The 18170-nt window shown below is 46.2% G+C and carries 11 protein-coding genes; 7 read left to right on the top strand and 4 right to left on the bottom strand.

Annotated elements, in window-relative coordinates; all coding sequences use genetic code 11:
- The first annotated feature begins 10 nt into the window (after positions 1 to 10).
- Both SB752_RS00585 and ant(9) read left to right on the top strand, forming a co-directional pair.
- Positions 11 to 4984: a DUF4132 domain-containing protein gene (locus SB752_RS00585; RefSeq protein WP_410713819.1), complete on the top strand. Its 4974-nt coding sequence runs from the start codon at positions 11 to 13 to the stop codon at positions 4982 to 4984.
- Between the two features lie 100 nt (positions 4985 to 5084).
- Complete coding sequence (gene ant(9) / locus SB752_RS00580; protein ID WP_410713818.1) at positions 5085 to 5873, top strand: aminoglycoside nucleotidyltransferase ANT(9); 789 nt, start codon at positions 5085 to 5087, stop codon at positions 5871 to 5873.
- A 50-nt stretch (positions 5874 to 5923) separates the two neighbouring features.
- On the opposite strand, the gene brnQ is transcribed toward ant(9), so the two are convergent.
- Positions 5924 to 7291 carry a branched-chain amino acid transport system II carrier protein gene (gene brnQ, locus SB752_RS00575; protein WP_410713817.1) on the bottom strand — a complete coding sequence of 456 codons (1368 nt, stop codon included), beginning with the start codon at positions 7289 to 7291 and terminating at the stop codon, positions 5924 to 5926.
- A 392-nt stretch (positions 7292 to 7683) separates the two neighbouring features.
- Here brnQ and ppsA point away from each other — a divergent pair, with 392 nt between their 5' ends.
- A complete protein-coding gene (ppsA, locus tag SB752_RS00570) occupies positions 7684 to 10299 on the top strand; it encodes a phosphoenolpyruvate synthase (RefSeq protein WP_410713816.1) in 2616 nt (871 codons plus the stop codon).
- Positions 10300 to 10351: 52 nt separating this feature from the next.
- Here the strand turns inward: ppsA and SB752_RS00565 are convergent, their stop codons facing one another.
- Both SB752_RS00565 and SB752_RS00560 read right to left on the bottom strand, forming a co-directional pair.
- Positions 10352 to 10624 (bottom strand): HU family DNA-binding protein, encoded by a 273-nt coding sequence (locus SB752_RS00565; RefSeq protein ID WP_410713815.1) that lies wholly within the window; start codon positions 10622 to 10624, stop codon positions 10352 to 10354.
- A 144-nt stretch (positions 10625 to 10768) separates the two neighbouring features.
- On the bottom strand, positions 10769 to 11755 hold the full coding sequence (locus SB752_RS00560; protein WP_410713814.1) for a peptidoglycan DD-metalloendopeptidase family protein: 987 nt from the start codon (positions 11753 to 11755) through the stop codon (positions 10769 to 10771).
- A gap of 194 nt (positions 11756 to 11949) precedes the next feature.
- On the opposite strand from SB752_RS00560, the gene SB752_RS00555 reads away from it, so the two are divergent.
- The 3 genes from SB752_RS00555 (at position 11950) to SB752_RS00545 (ending at position 15144) form a co-directional block, all read left to right on the top strand.
- Complete coding sequence (locus SB752_RS00555) at positions 11950 to 12672, top strand: response regulator transcription factor (RefSeq protein WP_410713813.1); 723 nt, start codon at positions 11950 to 11952, stop codon at positions 12670 to 12672.
- The gene (locus tag SB752_RS00550; RefSeq protein ID WP_410713812.1) at positions 12662 to 14440 is read left to right on the top strand and encodes a sensor histidine kinase; all 1779 of its coding nucleotides are present in this window, start codon (positions 12662 to 12664) and stop codon (positions 14438 to 14440) included. Before SB752_RS00555 ends, SB752_RS00550 begins: the two co-directional genes overlap by 11 nt.
- 110 nt (positions 14441 to 14550) lie before the next feature.
- Entirely contained in the window at positions 14551 to 15144 is a 594-nt protein-coding gene (locus SB752_RS00545; protein WP_410713811.1) for a YdeI/OmpD-associated family protein, read from the top strand.
- Between the two features lie 18 nt (positions 15145 to 15162).
- Here SB752_RS00545 and SB752_RS00540 read toward each other — a convergent pair whose 3' ends face one another.
- Positions 15163 to 16920: a methyl-accepting chemotaxis protein gene (locus SB752_RS00540; RefSeq protein WP_410713810.1), complete on the bottom strand. Its 1758-nt coding sequence runs from the start codon at positions 16918 to 16920 to the stop codon at positions 15163 to 15165.
- 232 nt (positions 16921 to 17152) lie between these two features.
- On the opposite strand from SB752_RS00540, the gene lplA reads away from it, so the two are divergent.
- Positions 17153 to 18142: a lipoate--protein ligase gene (gene lplA, locus SB752_RS00535; RefSeq protein WP_410713809.1), complete on the top strand. Its 990-nt coding sequence runs from the start codon at positions 17153 to 17155 to the stop codon at positions 18140 to 18142.
- Positions 18143 to 18170 lie beyond the last annotated feature (28 nt).

Genomic DNA, 18170 nt, shown 5'->3' with positions numbered 1-18170 from the left:
GAGCACTGAGATGAATAAAGAGGATCAGAACCAACAGGATCAGGAGTTTCTGGAAGGAAAAGTAGAGGGCCTGGCAAAAAAGCTTCAACCACTTGCACGCTTGTTCATCGGGATGAGCGAAACAGGGTACATCGATTCCGAAGTTATGGAGGAGTGTAAAAAAAATCTGCTAGAAGTGGCGGCTGGTGAGCAGGACCGTTTATTTGAGCCGCTCGCTTGCGTACTGGAGCAATTGGCAGACAGCGAGCAGGCAGATGTGCTTCGCCACATCATCAGGCATGCAGCGGAGTATCCATACACTCAAGGGTACTACCGACGACCGTTCCGAACGACAGAGGCTGCCCTGCATTTGGAAAAAATGATCCAAAAAACAGCGACTCTCCTCTTTATGCACAGAAAGCAATTCAAGCTGATGGACTATTTAAGCAAAGCAGATTATCCCCTCGGGAAGGAATATTACCTCAAGGTGGCAATCGGTGATCTTATCGGCTATGAGCTGGACCGTGGCAACGAGCAGGTACGGAATGCACTATCGGACATCATTTACGGTGACAATCAGACTGCTCTCTTATCCCATGAGATGATCAAGGGGATTTTCCTAAGCCACCAGGAAGACATGTATCAGATGATTGGGGAGCTGCTTAAAGCTGCTAGGCTGCAAGAGGGCCTGCGGCAGAGCATCGTAGAGCGGATGGATGAGGGGACGCTATCTGCAAATCTGCACATCCTCAAGCTGATTATCGACGAAGGCTATATTCGGTACAGCTCCGTGGTGCGCGCATTGGGTGTCTGGACGGGCATGAATCTGGAGGCTGCTAATCAGCGTGTGGCTGGTCAGTTGATTGAGCAGGCGTATCGGGCATTGACAGAGGATGAGCTGCGCGTGCAATGGCTGGACAGCAATAATGCCAATGAGATCTATATCGCTCTGTGGGCGAGTGCCGTGTATGAGGAAAGAGACTTGTTCGAGAGCATCGAGCGCTTGATGAGCCAAGGTCAGCGTCACCAGAAGATCGTTGCCCAGTACGTACTTGCCAATAGCCAAAACCGCGAGCTACGCATGCGTCTGGCCAGAGAGCAGCTCGGTGCGACCGATCCGGAGCTGCAATATTGGGTGCTGACCAATTACTGCTACCACTACTATCCGATCTGGCGTAGGCCAGGAACGGAAGCCGACGAGCCGACGATTCGGTTCGATCGCATAGAAGCGCTGGAGGACAAAAAAGCGCGCATCCAGGACTTCCAGCTGTTACTTGCGATGTTTGACAATATGGCCAAGGAGTACTCGTCTCCATCAAAAGCGCTCGATTTTGTCCATATCCAGTACACCTCTGATTTGCCGGTCGAAAAGATGCTTTACTTGACGGCGTATGATATGGACAGTGACTTCCTTGAACAGCTGATCTCTCGCAAGGAAAAGCTTAGCCCTGATCAACGCGGTGCTTTGCTGTCTCACTTTATGAAAGACAAACAGAATCAGACGCTGCGAGCGTTTATGCTAGAGAGCTTGTCGGATAAAAGCATGAAAAACCGTGAGCACGCTCTGGAGCAATTAAAAGAAACAGTGCTCGCAGATGATGAGCTTTGCCAAATGGAGGAATTGCTGAAGCTGAAAACGGGCTCGCTGCGCCAGAGCACAATCGGAGTTTTGCTGCTACAGCCGGAAGAGCGTGTTGAGGCATCCCTGACACGGTTGCTCCAGGCAGGAAACGAGCTGCAACGACTGGGTGGACTAGAGGTGCTGGTTGAAATCGGGAAAGATGGTGAGCGCCGAGAGCAATTGACGCGCTTGCAGCCTTTGGCAGCGTTGATCAAAGAACCGACAGCCAAAGAACAGGCAATGCTGGACAGCTTGGGTCAAAAGAGCGGAGTAAGCAAAGCGGAGGGCTTTGGTCTGTTTGATCCTGCGTTTACAGAACCGTGGCTGTTGGAAAAGAAGGATATCGGAGAATTTTCACTACAAAAAGAGGTGTTCACTCTAACAGCGGAAAAGGCCAAGAAATTTTTACAGGGCTTGGATGAGCTGGTCCATAGGCATCGCGATGTGGAATATGTATCCGAGTATTACTCCGGTTACAAGGATACGCTTCTGATCGGCACGAATCTGCGAGAGACACAGAACTTTTATAACGGGCAAGCTGAGGAAGAAGAAAGCTCCTATTTGGAGCGCTATCCCTTGCACGAAGAGTGGCGTGCGTATTTGGAGCAGAGCCAGCCTACGTCACACGAGCTGATGCAGCTGTACTTTTACACGGTGCTAAAATCATTCGATCATACGCTGGACCATTTTTATAGTGCCTTCTCGGATGAAATGGATTACTCGGAACTCCGAAAGCACAAGCTTCTGGAAGGCACGCGAAAGGATTATATCGAAAAGGTATATCCGCTTCCGTTGCTTCTAGAAATTCAGGAAGTATTCAAAGAATTGACGTACAGTGATCAGGTTAGTCAATTAGTTCGGGCCTTCTACTTGGACAGTGATAAAAAAGAAACGTTTGCGTGTACGAATCTGACAACAATCAAGCTGATTCAGGAATCAGAAGAATGGGATGCCAAGCAGAGGAAGGGTGTATTTGAGCTGGTGACACAGCCTTGGCTCAGTATGGCGCGCACCCGCGTCCATGATGATGAATCATTCCAAGCATTTTATCATACAGCCTTTGCCTTTGATCAGATGGTCGATACAACGCGCGAAAGCTCCTCCATTTCGCTGGAGGAAAGATTGCGTGCCTTTGAAAAAGGCATCATCGGAGAAGTCGAGCTGTATAAAGCACTGCTTGGCAGCTTTGACAGCCGTAGCTACATGTGGAGTCTGACCTCTGGACGAACTGGAGAGCTGCAGGAGAGTCCAAAGGTAATTGCGATTCGGAATACAGTAGTGGATCGCATCGTCAGCATCGAGCTAACTCGAGGCGATCTGCCAACAGAAGTGACGCCGTTTGTGACCAGACTTCAGCGCATCGAGGGGATGGAGTACTGGGTACGTCTTTTGGCAGGGCTTGACCGGGATGCATTCGTACGCGGGTATATATACAGCTACAATGACAATCTGACGAAGAAGGAAGCCTTCAGTCATCTGCTGAAAAATTGCCATCCACGCGCACGGGAAGATGCCGCAATGCTGAGCAAGCTGCTCAAGGAGCATAAAGGAATCACGGAGAAGCGCCTGCTTGAGGCGGCGATGTACGCCCCTCAGTGGATCGAAATCGTTGCGGAGCATTTGGGCTGGGAAGGCTTGCGTAGTGCAGCCTGGTATTTCCATGCGCATATTAATGAGAGCTTCTCTGCCGAAAAAGAGACAGTCGTCGCCCACTATTCTCCAATCACACCGAATGATTTCAACGATGGGGCATTTGACATTCGCTGGTTCCAGGAAGCATATCAGACACTTGGAGAGAAGCGCTTCAAGCTGCTGTATGAGTGTGCCAAGTACATTTCCGCTGGTGCCAACCATCGACGATCGCAGCTGTTTGCCGATGCGACACTCGGTAAGCTGGAGCTGGAACAAATGAGGGCGTCTGCCGCAGAGAAGAGGAACAAGGATCATTTGCTCAGCTATAGCTTGATTCCACTGAGCGAAAAAAGGGAACAGGATCTGCGGACGCGGTACGATTTTATTCAGCAATTTCTTTTGCAAAGCAAGAAATTTGGAGCGCAGCGCAGAGCAAGTGAAGGCATCGCCTCGCATATCGCCTTGGACAATCTGGCACGCAATGCCGGGTACAGAGATGTTACGCGTCTGAAATGGGACATGGAGGCACGCAAGGTGGATGAGATGAAAGTACATTTTGAGCCGCATTTCCTGGACGAAGAGACGACTGTGCAGCTGGTTGTTGACGATGAGGGGCAAGCGGAAATCAAGATAAGTCGCAAGGGAAAAGAGCTCAAATCTGTTCCAGCGAAGCACAAAAAGGATGAGTATGTACTTGCATTAAAAGAGATGAAGTCGGAGCTTACCGAGCAGTACCGCAGGGCGCGCCAAGAGCTGGAACGTTCCATGGCATCAGGAAATACATTTACCAGAAAGGAATTGGCAGGCTTGGACGGCAATCCGGTCATTCGTCCAATGCTCCGTTCTCTGGTCTTCAAGTTTGGGGATCATCTGGGGTACTATGAGGGAGAAATCGAATCGCTCCGTGACCCATCAGGCAAGATTGTCGGTTTGACTGATGAGGATGAGGTGCAGATTGCCCATCCCGTGCATCTGTACAAGAGTAGGCTGTGGAGTACGTTCCAGCGTGACCTGTTTGACAGAGAGCTGCGCCAGCCATTCAAGCAGGTTTTCCGCGAGCTGTATATACCAAACGCTGACGAGCTTGCACATGCGACCCATTCCCGCCGCTATGCGGGTTATCAGGTTCAACCGAAAAAGACAGTTGCTCTCCTGAGAGGCAGACAGTGGACCGTCAGCTATGAGGAAGGCTTGCAAAAAGTGTTTTATGCAGAAAATCTGATTGCGAGTCTGTATGCCATGGCCGATTGGTTCTCTCCGTCTGATACGGAAGCGCCTACCCTTGAGGTCATTTCGTTCAAGGATCGTACGACCTATCAAAGCGTAGGACTGGATCAAGTGCCACCGGTCTTGTTCTCCGAGGTGATGAGAGACGTAGATCTTGTCGTAAGCGTTGCTCATGTCGGAGGAGTTGACCCAGAAGCGAGCTTGACGACGATCGAGATGCGCCATGCGATCGTTCAGGAATCGATTCGTCTGTTGAAGCTGAAAAATGTAAGACTGGACGGAAATTACGCGCGTGTAGATGGAAGTCTTGGAGAGTTTGCCGTGCATTTGGGAAGCGGTATGGTTTATAAGCAGGCAACAGGTGCGCTGCATATTATTCCCGTTCATTCGCAGCACCGCGGACGTATCTTCCTGCCGTTCCTCGATGAAGATCCGAAAACAGCAGAGATTTTGTCCAAAATCGTCATGCTGGCAGAGGATACGAAAATCAAGGACCCACAAATTTTGATGCAGTTGCAAAGCTAGAGCAGCTGGATAAAGAAATCCCCTCTGCGTTCGGGAAGGAAAGCATTTTTCCAAGACGTATAGAGGGGATTTTTTATTAGACGAAAGGAGCTTGTAGTTGATGAACGATAAAAATCACGTAAATATACCGAAGGAAGCGATTCAAGCAGTAAAAGTTATAGAGGAGTTACTTGATAGAACGGTAGTCGGAGTATATTTATTTGGCTCTACAGTAATGGGTGGCTTGCGCATTAACAGTGATGTAGATGTTCTGGTGGTTGTGAATCATCGTTTATCTGAAGGGACTCGAAGAAAACTAACAGATCGACTACTGCTTCTATCAGGAAAGATTGGGAATACAGCTTCTGTGCGACCACTTGAAGTCACGGTGATAAGCCATGGGGATGTTGTCCCTTGGCGTTTTCCTCCCAAAAATGAATATATCTATGGTGAGTGGCTGAGGGATGATTTTGAGAAAGGACGAGTTCCGGAACCAGCTTATGATCCTGATTTGGCGATTGTTTTAGCCCAAGTCAGAAAGAATAGCATCTCTCTTTTTGGTCCGCACGCTTCTGATGTACTTGACCCCGTGCCGATGACAGATATTCGCAGAGCGATTACGGAGTCTTTGCCAGGATTGATAGAGGGTACTCATGGTGACGAACGTAACGTGATTTTAACACTTGCTAGAATGTGGTTAACGATGGCGGTTGGTGAAATCGCCCCAAAAGATGTGGCTGCAAAATGGGCTATCCCTCAGTTACCTGATGAGCATGCGGCTTTACTCGACATAGCCAGAAAAGCCTATCGAGGAGAGTGTGTTGATAACTGGGAAGGAAGGGAGCCCGAGGTGACAGCACTCGTCAATCATATGAAAAACGCAATAGAGTCTTATTTTGGTGATCAATAACGTATATAAAAGGAATCCCCTAGATGTGTTTGTCTAGGGGAATGAATTCACTATCTATTGGTATTTCCATCATGGAAACGGATTGCCTGAGAACGTTGGGGGCTTGTCTTGCGGAAAAGACGAAAAATATATCCGCATAAACCACCTATAAAAGCGGGGAGCAGCCAGCCTAAGCCTACATCGTACAAGGGAAGGTACTGCGTGAAGTAATTTTGAATGACAGCGATGTGCACTTCGGCAGCCTTCAGTCCATCAAACAAACTGATGATAAAGGTGAAAAGCAAGCTTCCTTGATATACCTCGGGCCAACCACGAAATGCTTTGTGTAAAAATGTTAAGAATAGCAGTGATATAGCAATGGGGTACATCGTCATTAAGATAGGAACGGAAACCTTGATCAGCTGTGTTAATCCGATATTTGCAACAAGCGTACTGAAAACCGATAAAATAACGGCAAATTTTTTGTAAGAAATAGCGGGAAACAATAAATGGAAGAAGGAAGAGCAAGCTGTTATGAGCCCTACACTTGTGGTCAAACACGCCACGGTAATCATGAAGCCTAATAAAATGGCACCATAGGAACCGAAATAATAATTCGACACTTTCGCTAAAACCTCGGCTCCATTTTCTAAATGGCCCAATTTCTCCACACTGGAAGCACCCATATAAGAAAGAGCCGAATAAAAAAGAACGAGGAGCGTGCCAGCGATCATCGTCGCCTTTACACACGTGGCCAAAATCTGTTTTTTGGTCGTAATTCCTTTTTCTTTGATGGCATTCACGATAATAATCCCGAAAACAAAAGCTACGAGAGCATCCAGAGTTAAATAACCTTCTTGAAAGCCTTTGAAAAATACATGCTGCATATAATCTTCAGATGGGGCTTGGAAAGCTCCAATGGGACGAATCACTGCTGTCAGGACAATAAATCCGATAAAAGTCAATTTGATTGGAGTTAAGATTTTCCCGACCACATTGATGATTTTTACAGGATTGAGAGATAAGAGACATGCAGTGGCAAAAAACACGATGGTGAAAAGAATGAGTGGGATGGAGCCTGTGTCGCCAGATAGGAATGGCTTGACTCCAATCTCAAAAGATACGTTGCCGGACCTAGGGATAGCAAAAAATGGACCGATGGCCAAATAAAGAACAACCGTGAATACGATACCAAATAAAGGGTGAACACGATTAGCTAACGATCGTAAGTCGTCTTTTCCAGAAAAAACAAAAGCAGTGATAGCTAAAAGCGGCAATCCCACGCCCGTAACTAAAAAGCCTGCATTGGCTAGCCATACATTTGTTCCTGCCAACTGACCAAGCATAGGTGGAAAGATCAGATTACCGGCTCCAAAAAACAATGCAAACAGCATGAATCCTATAATTACGACAAAAGAAAACGGCGTTTTCTGTGACATAAAAATCCCCCTATTAGCCTAAACCTCGAAGTCATGAGATTCTGTCTGAACAACGAAACTCATTATAGTTCCTTTATGGAAACATTACAATTTCAGTATGTAGGAGACGGACCCCTTCTAGGAAACAAGCGGATCAAAAGCAAACAACCCCAGAGTCGGCTTTGTACTAGGTTTTTGATGTGACGAATGGTAGTGAGAAAATCAAAAAAGAACCTGGATATATTTACCAGGTTCTTCGATATTGCACATAAAAAGACACAATGATACAATCAGATTACGACTGTTCCTAGTTGCGAAGTCAAAGATGTTGCATCTTACACTTTTATTGTACCATGCTGGTAAAACTCATGTCAAATGTTTTTTCTCAATTTAATGGTTAGGAGAGATGTTGAATGAGTTCCTTGGTTCTCAGTTTTCAGGAAATGGAAAAAACGCAGCTTTCGCTCGTGGGCGGAAAAGGGTTAAATCTGGGGGAGTTATCAAAAATTCAAGGAATACAAGTACCAGAAGGATTTTGTGTTACAACAACGGGATATCAAAAAGTCATCGAACAAAACGAAGCATACCACTCTTTGGTGGAGCGACTAACCACGTTAAAAGTAGAAGATCGAGGTCAAATTGCTGAAATCAGCAGGAAGATTCGGCAAATCATTATGGAAGCAGAAATTCCTTCCGATGTTGCGCGCGCAGTTACTCATTATCTCTCCCGGTTCGGAGAGGAACATGCCTACGCAGTGCGATCTAGTGCGACGGCCGAAGATTTGCCACATGCCTCTTTTGCCGGTCAACAAGACACCTTTTTAAATATCATCGGCAAAGAAGCAATCCTGCAGCATATCAGCAAATGCTGGGCTTCTCTATTTACAGATCGCGCGGTAATCTACCGTATGCAAAATGGATTTGATCACAGACACGTTTATATATCCGTTATCGTGCAAAGGATGGTATTCCCACAGGCTTCAGGGATTTTATTTACCGCTGATCCCATTACCTCTAACCGGAGGCTGCTATCCATCGATGCCAGTTTTGGACTTGGAGAAGCACTGGTTTCTGGTTTGGTATCTCCTGATTGTTATAAAGTTCAGGGAGGAGAAATCGTTGACAAGAGGATAGCAACCAAAAAGTTGGCTATCTATGGCCGAAAAGAAGGCGGAACGAAGACACAGCAGCTCGATCCTGAACAGCAAAAGACGCAAACCCTCACGGAACAACAAATTTTACAACTAGAACGCATCGGAAGACAGGTCGAAGCTTATTTTGGTTGCCCACAAGATATCGAATGGTGTTTGGACCATGATACTTTTTATATTGTCCAGAGTCGTCCAATCACGACGTTATACCCGATCCCTGAAGCAAGTGATCAAGAAAATCACGTTTACATTTCTGTTGGTCACCAACAAATGATGACTGATCCCATAAAACCACTGGGATTGTCTTTTTTCCTGTTAATAACTCCTGCTCCCATGCGCAGGGCTGGTGGAAGGTTGTTTGTTGATGTTACACCTATGCTGGCTTCACCTGACAGCAGAGAAGCGATAGTAAACACGCTCGGGCAATCCGAGCCGCTCATGAAAGATGCATTAATGACTGTAATCGGGCGAGGAAATTTTATAAAACCGTTACCAAATGATAAAAATGCACCGAGTTCCGGTAAAAGCAATAAAGGTATGCTGGTTGCAGGATCTCAAACACAAATCGAAAGCGATCCGACAATCGTTTCTGATTTGATAAAGAAGACTCAAACTTCTATCGAAGAGGTAAAGCATAACATCCTAACGAAATCTGGATCGGATTTGTTTGATTTTATCCTGGAAGATATTCAGCAATTAAAGAAGATTTTATTTGACCCACAAAGCTCGAGTGTAATCATGGCAGCTATGAATGCTTCGTTATGGATCAATGAAAACATGATGAAGTGGTTGGGTGAAAAAAACGTAGCAGATACGCTTTCTCAATCCGTACCAAACAATATTACTTCAGAAATGGGTCTGGCGTTAATGGATGTTGCAGATGTGATTCGTCCTTTTCCAGAAGTAATTGATTATTTACAACACGTAAGAGATGATAACTTCTTGGATGAACTGATCAAGTTTGAGGGTGGACAGGAAACCGTAGACGCTATCCATGCTTATCTGGGTAAATACGGAATGCGATGTGCCGGAGAAATCGATATTTCAAAAACGCGTTGGAGCGAAAAACCAATTACACTTGTCCCGATGATTCTCAGCAATATCAAAAACTTTGAGCCTCATGCTAGCAAACGGAAATTTGAGCAAGGGCGACAGGAAGCTTTGAAAAAGGAACAAGAGCTATTAGATCGATTGAAGCAATTACCGGATGGCGAACAAAAAGCCAAAGAAACAAAACGAATGATCGACCTGATCCGGAATTTCAGCGGCTTTAGGGAATATCCGAAATACGGCATGATTAATCGTTACTTCGTTTATAAGCAGGCATTACTGAAAGAAGCCGAACAACTTGTGCAAGCGGGCGTTATCCATGAAAAAGAAGATGTATACTATCTTACTTTTGACGAGCTTCATGAAGTCGTACGAACAAACGAACTTGATTATCAGATCATCAGCAAACGAAAAGACGATTACAAGTTTTTTGAAAAACTAACTCCCCCACGCGTAATTACGTCTGATGGTGAAATCATTGCAGGTGAGTACAAACGAGAAAATCTGCCTGCTGATGCGATTGTAGGTCTGGCCGTTTCTTCCGGAGTTATAGAGGGACGTGCACGTGTCATCTTAAACATGGAAGATGCTGATCTCGAGGCTGGAGATATCTTAGTTACCTCCTTTACTGACCCTAGCTGGACACCATTGTTTGTATCCATAAAAGGCTTGGTTACTGAGGTTGGTGGACTGATGACCCATGGAGCAGTTATCGCACGTGAATATGGCTTGCCAGCAGTTGTCGGAGTGGAGAATGCTACCAAGCTGATAAAAGATGGGCAACGAATTCGCGTGCATGGTACAGAAGGGTATATCGAAATATTGTAATGATATAATAAAAACGCCACGTTAAAAAAACGAGGCGTTTTTTATGTAGAGATTATTTTACAGCATCCTTCAACTCTTTACCTGGTTTAAAGGCAGGTACTTTGCTCGCAGCGATTTCAATGTCTTCGCCTGTTTGAGGATTTCTACCTTTACGAGCAGCTCGCTCCCGCACTTCAAAATTTCCAAATCCGATGAGCGATACTTTGTCCCCTGCTTTTAATGTCTCAGCAATTGCATCGAGGACAGCATCCACTGCTGATGTAGCATCCTTCTTAGTGAGCTCCGCTTGTTCAGCTACTTTGGCAACTAGGTCAGTCTTATTCATAATAACACCCCTTCCTTGATACTTTCCTATTGTACTTGGAAATGGAAGAGTTGAAAAGTAGTTAGAGAACATTTGTTTCTAAAATATTCAGCTTTTTCTTTTATTGGAACAGTCTAAAACATGATGATCATCAGATAGTCCTATTTAGTTGCCTGTAACAACGTCCCCTTGGACCGGATTCAAATTATTTTCCCATTGCACACGAATGGATTTGCTAGTGAACAAATCACTGCCATCGGAGACTTGGTAATGAAGGTGCGGTTCACTTGAATTGCCCGAGTTACCGCCCAGACCAATTTTATCACCTTTGGCGACGCGATCACCGGTCTTGACGGTAACGGACCCCTCCTTTAAATGAGCCAAATAACTGAATTCCCCGTTTCCATGATCGATGACGACGAGATTGCCAGCGGGTTGAGCTTCGTTCATAACCCCAACTGGTACGTTGTCCTTCACATCGTTTACCGTATGAACGACTGTCCCTGCTTCTGGTGCGAGAATTTCTTGCCCGAACATGTAATAGCTCTCGTTTTTCTTGGAATCACCCTTGTAGGAGTAACCGTCCTTTATCTGAATCAGATCATACGCGTAGCGCTGACTTTGGATCGCGTAATGATAGTTTGCGAAAACATTTTGACCTCCCCAAAAGACAAACCAGTCTCCTTTGAAAGGAGCACGGTAGGTAAGCTTGGTTAAAGCTTTGTCCTGTTCAACAAAGCTCTCAAGCGGATTGAAGCGAAGGCCTGTAATCTCGCCCTTCTCGTTCATCATCGCTACCAGCCCAAACTTACCGTCTTGATCGACCCATGTTTCATAGGTGCTGCCATTTAAGGAGAGCTTTGAATTCGGATTCCATGACTTGACGCTAGTCTGGGAGTTTTTAACGGCATCATGGAATTGTTTCTTTGATAATTCCTTTTTAAAATCAGCGCTTGTCTGATCGTAGATTCGGTCGTATTCCCCCGCAAGCAAAGTTTGCCCGATTTCCTCCGATTTGACTTTCTCCGTACTCGCTCCCGATGTTGTCTGTGATCCTGTAGAAGAAGTAGTGACGCTTGATTGCTCATCGTTATTCCAGCAGCCCGCCAATAGCAATGTGAAGGCACTCATTATGATCCAGGTTTTTTTCATAAGTCGCGATCATCCTTTCCGCAATATACCTTTATCATAAAGAACCAGTCTTATGGCATCTGAAACACGGTCTTACTCTCGTCTTAAATATAGAGAGGAAGAATTAAGACTCCGTTAAGGTTAGTGATGATCCGGAGAGGGAGGAGAATGGTAAAATAAATGGAGACTGTTATACGTAGAGAGGAGAACCTGTCGTGAATGATGCCTCGATCCTTCTCGTGGACGATGAACAAGCGATTCTTCACTTGCTGGAGACCGTACTGCGTAAAGAAGGTTTTCAATACATCGACAAAGTGACATCGTCCGAAGAGGCGCTCATCGCCTGTGAACAAAAAGGCTATGACCTGATTGTTCTCGATGTAACCTTGCCTGTCATGAGCGGAATAGAGGCTTGTCCATTTATCCGTAGGCTAACGGATGCCCCCATTCTTTTTTTGAGTGCGAGGACGACTGACTTTGACAAGCTGACGGGATTTGCGGTAGGCGGAGATGACTATGTCACCAAGCCGTTTAACCCGATGGAGATCGTCGCCCGTATCAAATCCTTGCTCAGGCGTTCACAGAAATCGACCATGCCTTTGCCTACCCCATCCTATGGCATCCTTCATTTTGGCCGTTTTCAGATCAACGAAGCGGCTGCCGAGCTTTATGTGGAGGGGGTGCCTGTCCCGTGCCCTTCGCTTGTCTTTTCGCTGCTGCTATTTTTTTGTAAAAACCCGAATCGGATTTTTTCCAAAAGTGAGCTGTACGAAAGAGTATGGGGTGATCATAGCCTCCGGGACGACAATACGATCATGGTCCATATTCACCGCATTCGCGAGCGTATTGAGCCTGATCCAGCACAGCCCGAGTATTTGGTGAACGTGAGGGGGCTTGGATACAAGCTGGTGAAGAAGGAATACATGCATGAATATTAAAAGCAGGCTTGCCCTGCACCTGATTGCCTGGCTCGTCATCGTTGGACTCATCCTGTCGCTTCTTGCGGGTATAACACTCGTTTGGACTATGAACCAATTGACGCGAATCGAAGCAACACGGCAATTTGAGAGCGCAGGCTTATATCAATTAATTCAAACCATACAAGCAAAAGGAGATTCGCTGCAATTTGATCCTGAGCTGCTCGCTTTAGTTCGTGAAAATGGAGGGTGGCTGCAACGGATTGATGAAAAGGGGCGTGTGACAGACTCATTCTATACTCCCGAGGATGTGCCGCTTCAGTACGGGCCAGGCGAGTTAACCGCGTATTGGCTGGGCAAAACACCCTTTCCTTACCACTTGTATTTGTGGATTCAAGAGAAGAACGGCGTATTGCACACCTTGATCTACGGACTTGAAAACCGTGACGACGAATCTATTCAGCAGCTGATCAATCAGGCAACGGTAAAAGACAAGGAAATTAACCTGACAGAAGAGATGAATCAACAACTAAAAGAAAATAATGCCTGGATGCAGCTTTTGGACGAAAAAGGGACAGAGCTGGCTACATTCAATAAACCGGCTGGCGCCATTACGGATTACTCTGTGCAGGATTTGGCTCTTCGCTCTGTTTACCCGGATCGGTACGCTACGAGATTGATCTCTCATTATGACGAAGAGACCAAGCAGACGTGGCTGCTCAGCTATCCGATGTCGGGAGCAAGACCTGGTACCTCGCCGTGGTTGACACCGGAAATCGAGGTGCTTGCGATTGGCATAGGAATGTTGATGCTGGTCGCTATGCTCGTGTTCGTCATAACTTCTTATTGGTTCGGCCAACGATTAGGAGCGCCGATCGCACACATATTGAAATGGTTACGATTTTTACGGTTGGGAAGGTATGAGGAGCCTACCGATTCGAGTGGTCTTCCACGCAGCAGGGATCACAAGGGCAATCGAAGAAGCAAGTACCGCATCTACCAAGATGTGATCGATTCCATGGAATCCTTATCACAGACCTTGCATCTCAATGAACGGCTGCAGGAGGAAACGGAGCGGATGAGGGAGGAATGGATTGCGGGAGTGTCTCACGATCTGAAAACGCCATTGTCCTCCATAAAAGGCTACGCACATATTTTGGACAACAAAGACTACAATTGGTCTTCTGAAGAAGTGCGATCCTTTGCCAAAATCATTTTGGAAAAATCGTCTTATATGGACGACCTCATCAACGATCTTACCTTGACGTATTTGCTGCGAAACGGTCAGGTGGCTCCATCTGTAGAGCGAGTGGAGTTGAATGTGTATGTAGCCGAAGCGATTGCCGAGGCAGCGAATCATCCGATGTACCCCGAAGAGTGTATCCGTTTTGTTCCGGCTGATTGCCCCGTACATTTACTCGTCTACAAGCCGTGGTTCCAGCGAATCGTGGACAACCTCATCGCCAATGCACTGCTTCACAATGAAAGGGGGACGACCATCACTGTTACGGTACAGGCAGTGAAGCCATCGACTATTATTCTTACGTTTGCGGATAACGGAAAAGGGATGTCCGAGGAAACAACAGCCCGCCTCTTTGAACGGTATTTCCGCGGAACGAATACGGAGATGCGTACAGAAGGATCGGGGCTTGGTATGGCTGTGACTAAAGCGTTAGTCGAGGCACTTGGTGGACAGATCACCGCCAGCAGTTCACTAGGGCAGGGGACGACCATTTCTCTCATATGGGAGGAGGCTCCTTTGCCGAAGCTGCCAAAACTAAACCAATGAAAAACCTTTATCGAGGCTCGATTGTACCAGGCTACGATAAAGGTTTTCTTTACCACAACGTCGAAAAAAGACTGTCACCTGATCGAAAAATGGAAGAGGAGTGTTCCTTGATGTCAAAAAGTGAATTGAATCCCAAGGTCGATGAATTTTTAAGTAAAGCTAAAAGGTGGAAGGAAGAATTTGAAAAGCTGAGAAATATCGTTCTTGACTGTGATCTGACTGAAGAATTCAAATGGATGCATCCTTGTTACACATTTGAGCAAAAGAACATCGTTATCATACATGGATTTAAAGAGTATTGTGCGCTTCTGTTTCACAAGGGTGCCTTGTTAAAGGATGACCATGGAATCCTCATTCAACAAACGGAGAATGTACAGGCGGGGCGCCAGATTCGGTTCACCAATGTTCAGGAAATAGTGGAAATGGAAGCCATCTTGAAAGCCTATATTCATGAAGCAATTGAAGTTGAAAAAGCCGGTATGGAAGTGGATTTTAAGAAGACGACAGAATACACAATTCCGGAAGAGCTGCAAAATAAATTTGATGAAATCCCTGCCTTGAAAACTGCCTTTGAAGCATTGACGCCGGGGCGACAAAGAGCGTACCTTCTTCATTTTTCTGGACCCAAGCAATCCAAAACGCGAGAGTCGAGGATTGAAAAAAGTATGCAGCAAATTCTCAATGGCAAGGGATTAAATGAGTAAGAGCAGCTTACCTGTCGCCTAGATTTTAAATTGCTTGATCAAGTCTTGCAGCTCTTCTGCCATTTGTGACAAGGAGGCAGCAGAGGACGAGATTTCTTCCATCGACGCAAGCTGCTGCTCTGCGGCTGCAGATACATTTTGCGAACCAAAAGCAGAGGCTTCGGCTGTTTTGGCAATGACTTCAATCGATTGGACAACCTGTTCAGCACCAGCGGTCATATGCTGCGTGGAGAGTGTGACCTCTTGAATCTGGCTCTTCACGTTACGCGTACCTGTTAAAATCTCATGGAAGGATTGTCCTGCAAGATTGACAACCTCGATACCTTCGGCTACCTCTGAGGTTGTCGTCTCCATGGCGCGGATAGCAGAGCTGGTGTCGAGCTGGGTAGCGGCAATCAATTCTTTGATTTGCTGTGTTGATTGAGCGGATTGCTCCGCCAAGATGCGAACTTCATTGGCGACTACGGCAAAACCTCTGCCATGCTCCCCGGCTCTGGCTGCCTCGATAGCTGCATTTAGCGCGAGAAGATTCGTCTGTTCTGCAATCGAGGTGATGACCTCGACGATTTTGCTAATGTCTGCAGAGCGCTCGCCAAGTGACTTGATGGAATCCGCGAGTCCGTGTACGGTACTGCTGATCGACTGCATTTGTGCAATAGCGGTTGTAACGGCTTCATTTCCGCTCGTAATGCTTTGCGAGGTAGTTTCGACAGCCAGAGATACCTGCTCAGTGCTTACAGCAATCTGCTGCAAGCGAGCGGACATGTCATTTAGCGTGCGGGAGGTCTCGACGACCGAGCGTGATTGTTCTTCGGTTCCAATCGCGACCTCTTGAATCGTCACCGCGATTTGCTCCGTCGCTTTACTCGTTTGCTCCGAGCTTGCTGTCAATTGCTCGGCAGTGGACGCAACATGCTCCGAGCTTACGCTGACACGCGTGAGAAGCTGGCGCAAATTGTCTGTCATCATGTTCACATTTTCACCGAGCTGACCGATCTCATCGCGGCTTTTCCAGACGATTTTTTCTCCTGTTAAATCACCAGCAGCAACCTTTTTCACGAGGGTAGCCATGGACACCAACGGTTTGGAAATATACCCGGAGGCAAACCAGGTGAGGATAAAGCCGCAAACTAAAAAAATGCTCAAAACGAGAATCAGGTCTTGCAAAACGCTTTCAGCAGGCTTGTTGAAGTCCTCCATGTAGCTGCTTGCGACAATGATCCAGCCCCAGTGCGGGTCTTGCTCAGAGTAAGCGACTTTGGGAAACATCTGATCCGGGATGCCGACCTTTTCCCATTGATAGAGTGTAAATCCTCCACCACTCTTCCCTGCTTTAATTATCTCTTGATTAAAGAAGACACCGTCTGCATCTTTATTTTCCCATTGGTTCTTGCCTTCGCTGTCGGGAGAAGCGAGTATGTTTCCTTTTTCATCCATGACGAACATATAGCCACTTTCGCCATTATCAATGTTTTTGTTTATCGGCCGCGAACCATCAGCTTGCTTGGGGCCGAGAATATGGCTCTTAATTTGCTCCTCTGCTTCTTCCTTCGTTATCCTTCCTTCTGTTACATACTTCTGCAAAGCATCAATCATTTCAATCGTCATGTTTACATTGTTCTTCAACGCGCGTGCACCCAGATCATTTAAGTTTTTGCTGGATGAATAATAGCCTTGAAACCCAACGATCAGACTGGGAAGCACTAATAAGAGTAAGCAAATGATGACCAGCTTTGAGCGCACAGACCGCAGCCTGGTGTACTTGGTTTCTTTCACGATACAACCACCCCTTTATCTCTGTATGTCTACATGTTTCTTTTTATATATCGACAAAAAAAGGACGTAAAAATAGTTTCATCTGAATTATTTAATTACAGAAAGTCTTTTATGGATAAGGGAGAAATGCTCGACACTTCGGGTGCAGTCTGCATAGGGAAAGCCAAGTCTTCGAAGGAAATACATGGTATGATAGGAGGGAAAAGAGTATTTTTCGGATGGAGGCTGACCGATGAAATTCATCGACAATCAAGGAATTACCGATCCGCGCATCAATCTGGCAATCGAAGAGTACGCTCTCAAAAATTTGCCTGATCACGATGATTACTTGCTGTTTTATATTAATGAACCATCCATTATCATAGGAAAAAACCAAAATACGATTGAAGAGATTAATGCCGGCTATGTAGAGGAAAACAACATTCACATCGTTCGCAGACTTTCCGGTGGCGGTGCTGTTTATCACGATCTCGGGAATCTCAACTTCAGCTTTATTACGAATGACGATGGCCAGTCCTTTCACAACTTCCGCAAGTTTACCGAGCCAGTTGTCCAAGCCTTGAAAAAATTAGGCGTAGAGGCAGAGTTGACAGGTCGAAACGACATTCAGGTGGGCGAACGCAAAATTTCCGGTAACGCTCAGTATTCGACCAAGGGTCGCATGTTCAGCCATGGTACACTGCTGTTCAACTCGGAAATGGAAAATGTGGTATCTGCTCTCAAAGTAAACGCAGAAAAAATTCAGTCCAAAGGAATCAAGTCGATTCGGAGCCGGGTTGCCAACATCGCGGAGTTTTTGAAACAAGAGATGACCATTGAGGAATTCCGTTTAGCGATTCTGCACTCCATTTTCGACGGCGGCGAAGTCGAGGAGTACAAGCTCACAGACGAGGATTGGGACAACATTCATGAGCTATCCCGTTCCCGTTATCAAAGCTGGGATTGGAACTACGGAAAATCTCCGAAAAGTAACTACCGTCAGTCCAAACGCTTTGATATTGGCACGGTCGAAGTCCAATTGGATATTGAAAAAGGAAGAATCAAGGAAGCCAAAATTTACGGAGATTTCTTTGGGGTGAGAGATGTAGCCGAGCTGGAGGAGCTGCTGAAAGATACGCCGTATGATCGACCGTCCGTCAGCGCGCTTTTAGCCGATGTAAATATTCAGGAGTTTTTCGGAAATCTGGATCGAGAGTCGTTTGTCACCCTGTTGATTGGATAAATCGGATGGATACTAGTTGGTCCGAATG

The organism is Brevibacillus sp. SIMBA_040, from assembly GCF_046535075.1.
In the GTDB taxonomy this organism is placed as follows: Bacteria; Bacillota; Bacilli; order Brevibacillales; family Brevibacillaceae; genus Brevibacillus.
Note: the sequence above shows the minus strand (reverse complement) of the source record. Positions and strands in the feature narration are given on the sequence as shown.

Coding starts and splice junctions, on each gene's coding strand:
- lplA (WP_410713809.1), top strand. CDS start 17,153: ATGAAATTCATCGACAATCAAGGAATTACCGATCCGCGCATCAATCTG.
- SB752_RS00560 (WP_410713814.1), bottom strand. CDS start 11,755: ATGAAAAAAACCTGGATCATAATGAGTGCCTTCACATTGCTATTGGCG.
- SB752_RS00550 (WP_410713812.1), top strand. CDS start 12,662: ATGAATATTAAAAGCAGGCTTGCCCTGCACCTGATTGCCTGGCTCGTC.
- ppsA (WP_410713816.1), top strand. CDS start 7,684: ATGAGTTCCTTGGTTCTCAGTTTTCAGGAAATGGAAAAAACGCAGCTT.
- brnQ (WP_410713817.1), bottom strand. CDS start 7,291: ATGTCACAGAAAACGCCGTTTTCTTTTGTCGTAATTATAGGATTCATG.
- SB752_RS00585 (WP_410713819.1), top strand. CDS start 11: ATGAATAAAGAGGATCAGAACCAACAGGATCAGGAGTTTCTGGAAGGA.
- SB752_RS00545 (WP_410713811.1), top strand. CDS start 14,551: ATGTCAAAAAGTGAATTGAATCCCAAGGTCGATGAATTTTTAAGTAAA.
- SB752_RS00565 (WP_410713815.1), bottom strand. CDS start 10,624: ATGAATAAGACTGACCTAGTTGCCAAAGTAGCTGAACAAGCGGAGCTC.